The organism is Actinoplanes sp. NPDC049598 (assembly GCF_040675435.1).
In the GTDB taxonomy this organism is placed as follows: Bacteria; Actinomycetota; Actinomycetes; order Mycobacteriales; family Micromonosporaceae; genus Actinoplanes.
Genome location: NZ_JBFAOX010000008.1, coordinates 62,590 through 74,739 on the forward strand (window position 1 = coordinate 62,590; position 12,150 = coordinate 74,739).

A 12,150-nucleotide genomic window follows, 5' to 3' on the forward strand; every position below is an offset into this window, starting at 1 on the left:
CGTGGGTACGGCTATGCGGTGAACGGGGTCAGCAACTGGACCGTGACCGGCAACCAGGACGACTCCAAACATGTCGGATTGCCGGCGGGGCCGTGCCGCTGGTACCCAACCCTGACACCGCGGGGGACCGGGAGCAGTGTGTCCTCGCCGACGGGGGTGGCGGCACCGTGGCGCTGCGGTCCCGCGCCAACCAGAGGTTCGTGGACGTGACCGCGAGCGGCCTCCTCCCCGATCAGGACTCGGTCACCGCCGCGACCCGGTTCTCGCTGGTCCGCAACAGTGACGGCACGGTCAGCCTGCGAGCGGCCTCGAACAGCCGCTATGTCACGGCGGGATCCGCCGGCACCGGTGACCTGAAGGCGACGGCGAAGAAGATCGGCGCCGGCGCCAAGTTCAACCTCGTCGCCAAGTGAGCCCGGCCGGCCGAGGGGTCCGTCGGTCCCCTCGGCCGGCTGCGCAGTCTCTGCTCACCTCAGGCGAAGTAATACCAGTCGCCGCAGGTGCGGAGGTCATATCCGTCGATGTACCAGTTGGTGCATGCCCGGAATCCCTTGACCTTCTGATTGAGATCTCTGGACTGGCTGCCTTTCCGGCCGACGGACAGCTCGTCCTTGCTGCCGTCCCACTTCTCGTACTCGATGGTGCCGCCGGTCGCCTTGTACTCGGCCGATCCGTACACCCACACCCAGCCGGCGGAACCGCTGCCCGGGTTGTTGTCCGCGGCCACCGAGGTGCCGTGGAAGGTGGCGCTCGACTGTGCAAAAGCCGGTTGGCCCGTGACCGTGCAGGCGACCGCCGTCGCGGCGACTGCGGCAATGGCGTACTTACTGATTACGTGCACAGTTATTCCTCACTGAATCGGCATTGTTCGGTAACCCAGAGATCGTCGCACGGTAGCTGCCCGGCCGCGGTTAATGGGAAGACAACTCAGTGTTAATCCACTGTCGACAACGCTTCGAATATGCCGACACGGATGTGGGTGTCGAATGTTCAACCTGAGCTCTATGTTATTCCTCATATCGTGCGCTGCTCACTGCGAGGAGTGGTCTTCAGGCCGAATCGCCGCACCGTCCGCACGGCCTGCGCCATCGCCGCCGCTCGATCCACCGGCCGGAGTGACGGAGCTCGGCCGGTGCACCGTGGCCAGCGGGGTGCAATCCCACTGGAGACGAAGGTCAGCTTAAGTGCCGTTGCAGTACTAGGCGTGCTTCGTGCTGAACTGGTTCGCGATCGACGAGCAGGGGCGCTTCGTCTACCGCCGGGGCATGCTGAGCTGGCTCGAGGGCTGGGCAAGGACCCGGCCGGCAGGGCGAACGGGCCGGCGCATGTGCAAGACGATCGCGACAGCACCCGGTAGCCGTCAGCCGACCGGACAACCGCCGTACGCCGAGGGTCCCGAATCCGGAAGGCCGAGCCTGGATACACGCGGCGATGACATCACGTCCACCCATCAGGGACTGGCTCGCCCATACGCGACGCCCTTACGGTGCCCGCACCAGCACTTCCGCTACCGGTGGGCTGTTTTGAGCAGTTCCGTCGCGACCGAGACACGAGGTTTGTCATGACCGTCCCTCCTGCTTACACCGAGCTGTCGGACACGGCCACACCCACGCGCCTGGGTACCATCCGGCGCCTGGCGACGCATTGGATCGCTATTCTCGGACTCGCCGTAGGTTTGCTGCTGTCCGCCGGCTCGGCGGCACACGCTGCGGTGCCGGCTGCAGCGAGTGACCCGTACGCCGACGCGTACATCGCCCGGGTATGTGCGATCCGGGGAGCGTCGACTCTGATCAAGGTCTGCTCGCAGCGGGAACGCAGGACGATCTACCACGTGCGAGTCACTCGGTGTGTCGCCAGTCATCTGATCGCGCCGGTGTCCCCGTCCGTCTGGTCTGCGTCGGTATTCATCACCAAGTTCAACTACTGGTGGGTCCGGTGCTGGAACAACAACGCCGAGGGCTGGTGACCGGCTGACCGGGCACCCAAGGCAGGCATCACTCGCCGCGGGAGCCCTCCAGGAAGTGACGGCCCGAGACTGTTCGAGACACTTGGTAGGCCGTGAGTATGCCGCATCGGCGAGCGGACGTCCGGAACGAGAATAGTGACTCAGCTTCGCCCGGCCGTCCGCGAAGTCCCGGGAGGCCGTCGCGGACGGCCGCGGACTCGCGAGCGGCGGACCGAGTTCCAGTCGTTGCCGGCGGGGGTTGCCGTCGCGGTCCAGCGGGCCAGCTGCGTGAGCGTTTGCCCGACGTCCCGCCGGCCACGATGTGCCGACACGTCGCGGTGCTGGTCGCCGCGGAGGTGGTGGAGGTGGTGGACCAGAAGCGGGTCCGCGGCACCGTGGAACGCAGTTATCGGGTGAGCCGGGAGCAGGGCAGAGTCGATCCCGCGGCCCGGGCGGCGATAACGCGCGACGACCACCGGCGGGCGTTCACTACATTCGCGGCGTCGTTGATGGGCGACTTCGACCGCTGTCTGACCCACGACGACGTCGACCCGCACCGCGACGGTGTGGTCTACCGGCAGGCCGCGGTGTGGCTGACCGCCGAGGAGTTCGCCGAGATGGTCGCTGAGATCGAGCACGCGGTCGTCTCTCGGGTGGCAACACCCACGACGGCGGCCGGATCCGCCGCGGCCGTGCAATTTTCCCCATCGCCGCCGAGCTCCGCCTGACCTTCGAGCGCACTGAGCGGCGGTGCAGGGCTCAGGCCGGTGCCGCCAGAACGATGACTTTGCCAGGCAGAGGCCCCGTTCTGGCCTGCGCGTGGAGGTCGGGTAGGTCGGCCAGGGCCACCCGTTGGGCGACGTCGAGGAGCAACTCGCCGGTGCTGACTCGGGCGACCAGGTCGGCGAGCTGATCGGTGTCGCCGCGTACGAACAGGTCGATACCCCGCACTCCACGCTTCTCGTCCGAGGGGGCGGGCACCCCGGCGGTCGTGCTGACCAGCTTGCCGCCGTCGCGGATCAGGGAGAACAAGGTGTGCAACCGACGCGCGGAGACCGGTGCGAGGTTGAGGACGATGTCGACCGGTTCGGTCATCGCCGTTGTCACGTCGGTGAAGTTGTAGTCGATCACTTCGTCGGCTCCGGCGGCCTTGACCCGTGTTTCGCTGCAGGGGCTTGCCGTGGCGGTTACATGGGCACGGAATTCCTTGGCCAGCTGTACGGCGTACCCGCCGACCGCGCTCCCCGCGCCGTTGATCAAGATCCGGTGCCCGGGCCGGAGGTGGGCGTGGTCGAACAATGCCTGCCAGGCGGTGAGGCCGACGAATGGCAGCGCTGCCATGTCGGTCAGGGGCATGTGCTTCGGCACGCCGGTCAGGGCCTCCGTCGGCGCGAGCACGTACTCGGCGGCCGCCCCGGCCGCAGTCATCGGCAGGAAGCCGACGACGGGATCCCCTACCGCGATGTCGTCCACGGCTGAGCCCAGGGCGTCCACGGTGCCGGCGACGTCGATGCCGGGAGTGTGCGGTAGCCGCACCGGGATGGAGCTCTGCATGCAGCCCGCGCGGATACCGGCGTCGACGCCGTTGAATGAGGTGGCGGCGACCCGGATCCGCGCCTGATGTGCGCCCGGGACGGGCCGTTCAATATCCTCGTACCTCAGCACCTCGGGACCGCCGAACTGATGGAAACGCACTGCTTTCATGGCTGAACCCGCTTTCGTGACGGTTCCGTCCGGTGACGTCAAGCCAAAGTCGCAGCTCCCGGCGAAAACAACCTGGGCCGGATCGGCCCACCTTCAGCCGGGGCGAGGAAATAGAGATCATCCGAGGCACACTTACGACGTGGAACATCAGGAGTTCGGGGCGGCGGTGCGCCTTTTGCGGGAAAGCACGGCGCCCGAGTCGGTCGGTTTGCCCGCGGGCGGCCGGCGAGTGCGGGGCCTGCGGCGGGAGGAGCTCGGTGATCTCGCGGGGATGTCCGCGGACTACGTTCGCCGGCTGGAACAGGGACGCAGCCATCCCTCGGCCGGAGTGGTGAAAGCCATCGCCCGGGCGTTGCACGTACGGCGGGCGGACTACGAACGGCTCTGTGCGCTGGCGGGATACGCCGCCGTGGGCGGCGAGGTTCCGGCCGACCTCGGACCGGGCGCGCTGCGACTGCTCGAGCGCTTCCCGGACACTCCGATGTTCGTTTCCGACGCCGCGATGAACCTCCTCGCGGTCAACAGCGCCTTCCTTGCTCTTGAACACTGGGATCTCACCGGAAGCCGGTGGGACTGGAACGTCGCCTGGCGGACGTTCTGCGATCCGTTCGACGGTTTCCAGCAATCGCAGACGGACGCGAGCGACCACCAGACGATCCTCGTCACCCAGCTGAAGAACGCGCTGTTGCGCTATCCCACCGATGCCGCGCTGGGCGAGCTGGTCGACGAGCTTCGCAGCCGAAGCCGGCTGTTCGACACCTCGTGGCGCGCGCCGCGGCCGGTGGGGGCGTACGAGAGCACGGCGACGTTCGTACATCCGGAAGGCAGTTCTGTCGCGCTGGCCGGGAGCCTGCTCGCCATCCCCGGCGACGACTTGGCCGCCCTGATGCTGACGGCGACGCCCGGTTCGGCCGATGCGGCCCGCCTGGCCGAGGTGGTGGGCGCGGCCGACGGCCCGGCGATCGTCAGGGTGGGCCGATCTGGCCCAGGTTAGTTCCGCTCGAACCTGCGAAGTTGGTTGCCATCACCGGACGGAACATCACGAAAGCAGGTTCAGTCATGAAGGCAGTACGCTTCCACGAGGTCGGCGGTCCTGAGGTCCTGCGGTACGAGGATGTCGAGCAACCCGCCCCCGGCGCCGGCGAGGTGCGGATCCGGGTGGCGGCCGCGGCGTTCAACGCCGCCGACAACGGCATGCGCGCCGGTTTCCTCCCTATCCCGGTCGTGCTGCCGCACGTGCCCAGCTACGACGTCTCCGGCACGGTCGATGCGCTCGGCGAAGGCGTCAGCGACCTTCAGGTGGGGGATGCGGTGATCGGGTTCCTGCCCATGGAGCGCGACGGGGGAGCGGCCGAGTACGTCGTCGTCCCGGCCGACCGTTTGGTCGCCGCGCCCAAGACCATCCCTCTGGCCGACGCGGCGGCCCTGCCGTCGGTGGCCTTGACGGCCTGGCAGGCCCTCTTCGACGACGGCGCCCTGCAGGCGGGCCAGCGGTTGTTCATCAACGGCGCCGGAGGCGTGGTCGGCAAGTATGCCATCGCCCTGGCCAAGCGAGCCGGAGCGTACGTGGTGGCCACCGCCACCGCCCGCAGCCGGGAGGCTGTTCAGGCCGCGGGAGCCGACGAGATCATCGACTACACGACCACCGAGGTGCTGACCGCGATCGAACAGCCGGTCGACGTGTTGCTCAACCTCGCCCCGATCGACCCCGCCCGATTCACCGCGCTGGTGACCCTGGTCCGCGACGGCGGCAAGGTGGTCAGCACCACCGCTTTCATGGCCACGCCGAGCGACGAAACCCGCGGCGTCACCGCGGCGACCGTGTTCGTACTACCCAACCGCGAACGCCTCAGCGAGCTCGTGACCCTGGTCGACAACGGAGAACTGCGGGTCGAGGTCACGCGCCGCATCACGCTGGCCGAGTTGCCCGCTCTGCACGCCGAAGCCGCAGCCGGCCGCATCGAGGGAAAGGTCATCATTGTGCCGGCCTGAATCTCGGCAGGACAGCGTAAGGGCAGGTCACGGCCGTCACGCAGGACCACGATCGTCCGACCGGCGGCGCCGTCGCCATCAAGGCCGACGTCTGGCCAGCACCGCGTAGCTCAGGGCGAAGGCCACCGGTCGATTCACGCGGCCTGACTGGCCGGCGGGGTCATGATGGTCTCGTACTCGATAGGGGTCAACCGGGCAAGGGATCGTTGGCGGCGAGGGCGGTGGCGACGGCTTGGAGTTCGGCTTTGATGTAGGTCGTGGTGGCGGGGCCGGTGCTGTCGGTGTGTCCGGCGTAGGCGCGGGCGATGCCGTAGCCGAAGTTGCGTTCGACCCAGGTCAGGGTGGTGTGCCGGAGCCAGTGGGTGGAGACGGCTTGGGCGGCGACCCAGGGTAGGCGGTCGCCGAGGCGTTTCCACAGGTGGTCGTAGCGGCGGGAGGTCAGCGGCCGACCATCGCGGTACCGGAGTAAAGCGTCGCCTGGGACGGCGGCGCCGCGGCTGGTGGCGTGTTCGCGCAGCCGGGTGGCGAGGTCGAGGCTGACCGGCTGCCAGCGCAGGGTCTCGCTCTTCCCTCGCAGACGCACCACGCCCTGGTCGACGTCGAGGTCCATCAGCCGTAGGGCGAGGGCGCCACCGCGGCGGCAGGCGGTCTCGGTGTGCAGGCGTAGCAGCAGCGCGTCCAAGATGACGTCGTTGCCGCTGGTCCGAGCCGTGGCGTTGATTTCGGCGAGTTCGCGTGGGGTCAGCGCGCGGCGTGGGCTGGGTAGCCGACGGGGTTTGCGGACCTGGTGGGCAGGGCTGGCGCCGACGGGTAGGAGTCCGTCGGCGATCGCGCGGGTGTAGAAGGCGCGGGCGGCGCTGATCACGTTCTCGCCGGCGTGCCGGCCGTCGCGGCCGTTGCTGCGCCGGCGGGCATGCTTGACGCAGTCGCGTTGCAAGGCCTCCATATCGGTGGCGGCGACGGTGTCGATCGGCCAGTCGCCCCACACGGCGGCCATCCGGGTCCAGTAGGTGCCGTACGTGCGGCAGGACGACGGGGTAGCCGCCGCCATGACGCGGGCAGGTATTCGGCGACCGTCGGCGTCCGCCGCCCGTTGTCCGGTGCGGCTTGCGGGTCGGCGACGCTGACACCGAGTTGGGCCAGCAGGGTGCGCGCCGTGGCGACTCGGCTGGGATCAGCGGTCATGGTTCCCGCTCGTCCGCCAGGTCGGCGTAGTGCTCGGGGAGCAGCTGGGTCACCATGGCACGGGCGTGCACCAGGAGCACCATGGCGCCGGCGTGCACCAGGAGCACGTCGTGGTCGAGTACGGCGGCCAGCACGACGTGGCCGTCATTGTCGATGCCGGCCAGGGCTCGGGTGGCGGCGGGCACGGCGAGCTCGCCGCGGCTGCCCACGGCTTGCTGGCCGGTCGGCGATCCGGCGAAGACGACCGCATCACCGACGACGACGGCGTCGACCCGGTGCCCGGGCGGCCAGCCCAGCGATCGGAGTAGCCGGCGGGCGGAGAACCGGCCGGACGCGTCGAGGCGGGCCGTGTCCAGCAGTACGTACGCCGCGTCGCCGCCGATCGGCACCCTCGGACCGGGCGGGAGGTCAGGAACCAGCGGCGCTGCCGGGGGCGGGCGGGATCAGCGCCCCGATGAGCTGCTCGGGACGATGGTCGTGTGGCCCGGCCGGCGAGCCCATGGCACTCATCGTCAGCACATCGCGCTGCACGACGCCGGGGAAACGCGAAAGGTCAGGCCGTTGTCTAACCGCCTGACCTTTGAAGATCCGTTCACACGGATGCGGTGAGGTTCCAGTCGATGAAATTTCACCGTTGTGGTGATGTTCCACCAGTACTGGTGTCCGGAGGAGGATTGGCCACATGAATTCCGCATCTGCGCCAACCGCGCGTAGTCATATCCTATTTTGCACCCGGCGGCGGTCGTTGTGTCGAGCCTTCGCCGTGGCCAGACGGGTAAAACCTGTACGCATGGCGGTCGGGCCCAGCTCTGCCTGCTCGAATGGGACTCGAGCTTCTGAGAACCATCCACTGCGAGGTAAGGGCATTGGGACTTGTTGTTCGGCCCGAGAGACTGAGAACTAGAGAGCGGTAGGAGGCCATCGGTGCCGGCCGTGAGAACCTGAGTAGGGTGCTTTCTCGACGCCAGGGTCGCGGGGATGGGGCCGAAGTTCATCGGCACAACCGAAAAATGTGCGGGACTGAGCACACGCTGTCCGAGCCTCGGCGTCGATAAGACGGCACTAGGCTGCTGAAAAGGCGTCCGTCAGCCGGCGGGCGGTCCCGCGGGCCGCGCCTGCGACGGAGGCGGCGAAGATCGGTCGGCGAAATGAATCGACAGCTGCCGCCACCAATCCAGTCCAGCTTCTTCGATGAGGTCAGCCGTATGCGTATGCTCTTCGTCACCGGTGGCAGCCCAGCCACGGTGTATGCCCTGACTCCGCTCGCCACGGCGGCTCGCAACGCGGGTCACCAGGTCTTGTTCGCTGCCAACGCCCCGACGATGAATGCGATCGCCGCTGCCGGACTGGCCGGGGTCAGCGTGTCCGACATACCGATCCGTGTACACATCGAATTCGACCGAGCCGGAGCGCCGGTGCCGCGCTCCGCCGACCCGGAGGTGCAGATCCGGTCGATCGGGCATGCGTTCGGCCGGATGGCTGCGGTCTATCAAGAGCCCCTGTACGAATTGGCGAAGGCGTGGCGGCCGGATGTCGTCGTCGGTGGCACGCTGATCTACTCCGCCGCTGTTCTGGCGTCGCGCATCGGGGTGCCATACGTCCGTCAAGCGTGGGATTCCGGTGAACCTCAGGTCGTGGATGTCGCGGCCGCCGAGGAGATGCGTCCGGAACTGGAGGCTCTGGGACTGGAGGGGATCCCGGCACAGACGCTGTGGATCGACGTCTGCCCGGCCTCCGTGCGCGACCCTGAGGCTCCCGAGGGGTCCGAGATGCGATGGATCCCGTCCAATGAGCACCCACCGATCGAGCCGTGGATGTATGTCAAGGGTGATCGCCCCCGCGTCGCCATCACTGCGGGAACGAAGACCGCCCCCGGCTACTTCTCCGACTATCTGGTCGAGCTCGTGGCCAAGATGCGCAAGGTGGATGCGGAGATTCTGGTCAGCGCTCCACCGGCGGCAGCCCGTGCGATCAGCGAGGCGACGGGCACGCGGGCCGGTTGGGTGCCGTTCGACATCGTCGCGCCGACCTGTGACCTGCTGGTGCACCACGCGGGAGGCGGTACGGCGCTGACCGGGATGACGTACGGCGTACCGCAGCTATTGATTCCGAACATGCCCAAGCTGGTTCCGCCGTCGAACCGGCTGGCCCGTTACGGTGGGGCGCGGGTGCTTTTGCCCGGCGCGGACTCGGCCGAAGCGGTGGCCGGCGCGGCCGAAGATCTGCTCGCCGACTCCCGGTACCGGGAGCGGGCAGCCGCTCTTGCGGCGGAGGTCGCCGAGATGCCGGCACCGGCCGACGTGATCGGCACCATCGAGAGACTGCAGTGAGCGTTGCGCCGTGAGCCGGCATCGGGCTCGGGCCGGTGAACTAGGACCCTGCCCGGTCCGACGTTGATGTCGGCGGTGGCTTCCGCCAGATCTGAGAGGAGTCATCGATGGCGAGACGTATCCTGCTGGTTCACGGCGTGTGGCATGGGTCATGGTGTTGGGAGGCGTTGGTACCCCAGCTGCGGGCGCGGGGATGGGCACCGGAGACGATCGATCTGCCCAGTGCGTCAGGCGACCCTGAACTCGGCATGCTGGCCGACGCCGCGGCGATCCGTGAGCGGCTGTCTCAGCCTGGGGATCCGGTCACCGTCCTGGCCCATTCCTACGCGGGTATCCCGGTTGGCGAGGGCGCGGCGGGCCTACCGGGCGTCCGGCAGTTGATCTACCTGGCCGCTCACCTGCTGAAGGCCGGCGAGACGGACAAGGACGTGGCCGGCATTGATCTTCCGGATGACGCCTACTTCATGGTGCCGCCGCCGGAGGATGCCGTCGCCACTATGTACCACGATGTGCCGGCGGACGTGGCTGCGGCGGCGGTCAGCCGGTTGCGTCCGCACAGCTCCCGGGTCGTCGTCGACCGCACCACGGAGGCGGCATGGCAGCAGATACCGACCGCCGCCATCATCTGCGACGACGACCGTATTCACGCTGAGGTCTACACCGAGCGCCTCGGTACGTGGCTGACCTCGGTGCGGCACCTGCCCGGCAGCCATTCGCCCTTCCTGTCCCGCCCGGGCGACCTTGCCGCCATGATCGACGAGATTGCTTCGAAGCAATAAGAGCGGGCGGTAAAACGAGGCGGTCGCAACGGTGCGGTCTCGGCCCTACCGGCCAGGGGAGGCAAGGCTGATGGAAATCAACAGACGGCCGGTCGGTACCGTGCGAGGCGACGAACATTCCTCCGGATGGGTGTGGATCGACCATCTGGTGCGGCTAGGTTCTGTCCCGCGGATCATGTCGGTCCGGGACGGCGCGTAGCCAGTCCAGCATTTCGACCAGGTCGAGCGTGGCTTGGTAATTGACGCCGAGCTTGTCGAATCTGGTGGCCAGCCCGCGCCAGTGTTTGCGCCGGTTGAAGCCACGCTCGACCTGATTGCGGTGACGGTAGGCGCCGGGGTCGAACGCGGGTGGGCGGCCACCGCGCGAGCCTCGGCGTTTCCGGTTGGCGATCTGGTCGTTGGGCTCCGGGATCGTCGTGCGGATCCGCTTGCCGCGCAGGGCCTGCCGATTCGCCCGTGACGAGTACGCCTTGTCACCGGTCACGGAATCCGGGCGGCTGCGAGGCCGGCCGATCCCGCCGGGCCGAGGCACCCGAACCTGCTCGAGCAGCGGGATCAGCTGCCGGGTATCGGCGGCTTGGCCCGGCGTGATGAGCGTGGCGAGGGACCGGCCGCGGCCGTCGGCAAGGGTGTGGATCTTCGTGGTCAGCCCACCGCGGGACCGGCCGATACTCTCGCGTTCCCGCGTTTCCGCGATGCTCTGCCCCTTTTAGCAGCTCCGGCAGCGTGCTGGTGGGTGCGCACGATCGTGGCATCGACCTGGGCGTTCCAGTCGATGTCGTCGTCGAGTTCGGCCAGGGCGACGACCGCGGCTTTCAACCTGGCCCAGGTTCCGTCGGCGGCCCACCGGGTGAACCGTTGATGCGCGGTCTTCCAGGGTCCGTAGCGTTCGGGCAGGTCTCGCCATGGTGAGCCGGTGCGTTTGACCCAGCAGATCGCGTTGATGACCTGCCGGTGATCACGCCACTGCCCACCCCGAACGGGCTGCGCTGGCAGCAACGGCTCCAGCACAGCCCATTCCTCACTGCTCAGATCACCACGCGCCACACCAGTTCAACGACCGTCATCCATGATCGCCACGCATGATCCACGGGACAGAACCTAGGGGCAGGATCGACACTGAGCATGCAGTCGGTCCACTTCGCGCCGGGTGCCCGCACCCCGTGGCATTCCCATCGGCAGCGGCAGATCATTCACGTAGTGTCCGGCTCCGGTCGCATACAGGTGCGTGACGAAGGACCGATCTTCGTCATCAGCGCCGGTGACACGGTTGTGGCGCCACCCGGCGAATGGCACTGGCACGGTGCCGACCCGGACTCCGCGATGACGATGATCTCCGTCCAAGACGCGAACGCGGTCGATGAATTCGTTCTCTGGGGCGAACCCATTCTCGACCTCGACTTCGGCGGCTGATTAGACCTGCCTCAGGGAGGGCGCCGCGCACGTCCGCGGTTCCGCCCGGATGGGGCTCATCCGATGGTGCCGCGAGGTGTTCGCCTATTCGCATCTGGGGAAGTCATCGTAGAAGGAGGCCTCCGAGCCATGACCGGCCAGCCGGACTGGGGACAGTTGAACGCTCGGTTCATCGAAGCTTTCCGGGCCAACGGCGGCCGGGTCGGGGGCCTGTTCGAAGGCAACTCGGTACTACTTTTGCATACGGTCGGTGCCCGGACTGGCGCCGCCTATACGGTTCCTTTGACTTATCTGTGGGACGCCGGAAGGTTTGTCGTCTTCGCCTCGAACGTCGGCGCCGAACGGAACCCCGGCTGGTACTACAACGTGCTTGTCAACCCTGACGTGACTCTCGAGGTAGGTGTCGAAACGTTTCCGGCCCGAGCGAGCCTCGTCAAGGGGGCAGAACGTGATCTTTTGTGGGCACGCCAGATTGCTCGGGTCCCCCGCTTCGGCGCGTACGAGGGCAAGACCACTCGGGTGATCCCTGCTGTCGCACTGACCCGCCAGGCATGACGGTCAAGAATCTCCTGCTGACCGAGCTGACGTCTTGCTGGTCCGGCTGGACTTCCCGCCGGCCGTCATCGTAGCCCACGTCGCTGGTTGTACTTCCCGGATCCGGGTCGGCTCCGGGGGAGTGCTGGCCGGAAATCATGCTCCGGTCACCCTGATCGAGCAATTCCGGACGCTCGATAATCTCTATCCCGGTCGGATCGATATGGGTGTCGGGCGAGGGCGGTGGAATTCCGACCCGGCAACTGTC

The 12,150-nt window shown here is 67.7% G+C and carries 13 protein-coding genes and 2 pseudogenes; 10 read left to right on the plus strand and 5 right to left on the minus strand.

Annotation, left to right across the window (positions count from 1 at the left end; genetic code table 11):
- The first annotated feature begins 92 nt into the window (after nt 1–92).
- Complete coding sequence (locus AB0J66_RS19665) at nt 93–413, plus strand: hypothetical protein (RefSeq protein ID WP_364662295.1); 321 nt, start codon at nt 93–95, stop codon at nt 411–413.
- A gap of 59 nt (nt 414–472) precedes the next feature.
- Here the strand turns inward: AB0J66_RS19665 and AB0J66_RS19670 are convergent, their stop codons facing one another.
- Nucleotides 473–841, minus strand: coding sequence for a hypothetical protein (locus AB0J66_RS19670; RefSeq protein WP_364662298.1), 369 nt, complete (start codon nt 839–841; stop codon nt 473–475).
- Between the two features lie 720 nt (nt 842–1,561).
- On the opposite strand from AB0J66_RS19670, the gene AB0J66_RS19675 reads away from it, so the two are divergent.
- Nucleotides 1,562–1,966, plus strand: coding sequence for a hypothetical protein (locus tag AB0J66_RS19675; protein ID WP_364662299.1), 405 nt, complete (start codon nt 1,562–1,564; stop codon nt 1,964–1,966).
- A gap of 275 nt (nt 1,967–2,241) precedes the next feature.
- Nucleotides 2,242–2,673, plus strand: coding sequence for a hypothetical protein (locus tag AB0J66_RS19680; protein WP_364662302.1), 432 nt, complete (start codon nt 2,242–2,244; stop codon nt 2,671–2,673).
- A 31-nt stretch (nt 2,674–2,704) separates the two neighbouring features.
- Here the strand turns inward: AB0J66_RS19680 and AB0J66_RS19685 are convergent, their stop codons facing one another.
- Nucleotides 2,705–3,691 carry an NADP-dependent oxidoreductase gene (locus tag AB0J66_RS19685; protein WP_364662305.1) on the minus strand — a complete coding sequence of 329 codons (987 nt, stop codon included), beginning with the start codon at nt 3,689–3,691 and terminating at the stop codon, nt 2,705–2,707.
- On the opposite strand from AB0J66_RS19685, the gene AB0J66_RS19690 reads away from it, so the two are divergent.
- Both AB0J66_RS19690 and AB0J66_RS19695 read left to right on the plus strand, forming a co-directional pair.
- Nucleotides 3,648–4,643: a helix-turn-helix domain-containing protein gene (locus tag AB0J66_RS19690; protein WP_364662308.1), complete on the plus strand. Its 996-nt coding sequence runs from the start codon at nt 3,648–3,650 to the stop codon at nt 4,641–4,643. The genes AB0J66_RS19685 and AB0J66_RS19690 overlap by 44 nt on opposite strands.
- 65 nt (nt 4,644–4,708) lie before the next feature.
- On the plus strand, nt 4,709–5,641 hold the full coding sequence (locus AB0J66_RS19695) for an NADP-dependent oxidoreductase (RefSeq protein ID WP_364662311.1): 933 nt from the start codon (nt 4,709–4,711) through the stop codon (nt 5,639–5,641).
- Nucleotides 5,642–5,828: 187 nt separating this feature from the next.
- Here the strand turns inward: AB0J66_RS19695 and AB0J66_RS19700 are convergent, their stop codons facing one another.
- Both AB0J66_RS19700 and AB0J66_RS19705 read right to left on the minus strand, forming a co-directional pair.
- Complete coding sequence (locus AB0J66_RS19700) at nt 5,829–6,692, minus strand: site-specific integrase (RefSeq protein ID WP_364662314.1); 864 nt, start codon at nt 6,690–6,692, stop codon at nt 5,829–5,831.
- A 130-nt stretch (nt 6,693–6,822) separates the two neighbouring features.
- Complete coding sequence (locus AB0J66_RS19705; RefSeq protein ID WP_364662317.1) at nt 6,823–7,215, minus strand: hypothetical protein; 393 nt, start codon at nt 7,213–7,215, stop codon at nt 6,823–6,825.
- Nucleotides 7,216–7,974: 759 nt separating this feature from the next.
- On the opposite strand from AB0J66_RS19705, the gene AB0J66_RS19710 reads away from it, so the two are divergent.
- Complete coding sequence (locus AB0J66_RS19710; RefSeq protein WP_364662320.1) at nt 7,975–9,156, plus strand: nucleotide disphospho-sugar-binding domain-containing protein; 1,182 nt, start codon at nt 7,975–7,977, stop codon at nt 9,154–9,156.
- 107 nt (nt 9,157–9,263) lie between these two features.
- The gene (locus AB0J66_RS19715) at nt 9,264–9,935 is read left to right on the plus strand and encodes an alpha/beta hydrolase (RefSeq protein WP_364662322.1); all 672 of its coding nucleotides are present in this window, start codon (nt 9,264–9,266) and stop codon (nt 9,933–9,935) included.
- A 154-nt stretch (nt 9,936–10,089) separates the two neighbouring features.
- Here the strand turns inward: AB0J66_RS19715 and AB0J66_RS19720 are convergent.
- Nucleotides 10,090–10,982, minus strand: a pseudogene (locus tag AB0J66_RS19720) (IS5 family transposase).
- Between the two features lie 78 nt (nt 10,983–11,060).
- Here AB0J66_RS19720 and AB0J66_RS19725 point away from each other — a divergent pair.
- From AB0J66_RS19725 to AB0J66_RS19735, 3 genes and pseudogenes are all read left to right on the plus strand, one after another.
- On the plus strand, nt 11,061–11,348 hold the full coding sequence (locus AB0J66_RS19725) for a cupin domain-containing protein (RefSeq protein ID WP_364662325.1): 288 nt from the start codon (nt 11,061–11,063) through the stop codon (nt 11,346–11,348).
- A gap of 129 nt (nt 11,349–11,477) precedes the next feature.
- Complete coding sequence (locus AB0J66_RS19730) at nt 11,478–11,903, plus strand: nitroreductase family deazaflavin-dependent oxidoreductase (protein WP_364662328.1); 426 nt, start codon at nt 11,478–11,480, stop codon at nt 11,901–11,903.
- A gap of 34 nt (nt 11,904–11,937) precedes the next feature.
- Nucleotides 11,938–12,111: pseudogene (locus tag AB0J66_RS19735) on the plus strand (LLM class flavin-dependent oxidoreductase); the annotation flags it as partial.
- Nucleotides 12,112–12,150 lie beyond the last annotated feature (39 nt).

What these genes read in the sequence shown, in the direction of transcription:
- AB0J66_RS19675 (WP_364662299.1), top strand. Translation starts at nt 1,562, where the DNA reads ATGACCGTCCCTCCTGCTTACACCGAGCTGTCGGACACGGCCACACCC.
- AB0J66_RS19690 (WP_364662308.1), top strand. Translation starts at nt 3,648, where the DNA reads ATGGCTGAACCCGCTTTCGTGACGGTTCCGTCCGGTGACGTCAAGCCA.
- AB0J66_RS19695 (WP_364662311.1), top strand. Translation starts at nt 4,709, where the DNA reads ATGAAGGCAGTACGCTTCCACGAGGTCGGCGGTCCTGAGGTCCTGCGG.
- AB0J66_RS19700 (WP_364662314.1), bottom strand. Translation starts at nt 6,692, where the DNA reads ATGGCGGCGGCTACCCCGTCGTCCTGCCGCACGTACGGCACCTACTGG.
- AB0J66_RS19710 (WP_364662320.1), top strand. Translation starts at nt 7,975, where the DNA reads ATGAATCGACAGCTGCCGCCACCAATCCAGTCCAGCTTCTTCGATGAG.
- AB0J66_RS19715 (WP_364662322.1), top strand. Translation starts at nt 9,264, where the DNA reads ATGGCGAGACGTATCCTGCTGGTTCACGGCGTGTGGCATGGGTCATGG.
- AB0J66_RS19725 (WP_364662325.1), top strand. Translation starts at nt 11,061, where the DNA reads ATGCAGTCGGTCCACTTCGCGCCGGGTGCCCGCACCCCGTGGCATTCC.
- AB0J66_RS19730 (WP_364662328.1), top strand. Translation starts at nt 11,478, where the DNA reads ATGACCGGCCAGCCGGACTGGGGACAGTTGAACGCTCGGTTCATCGAA.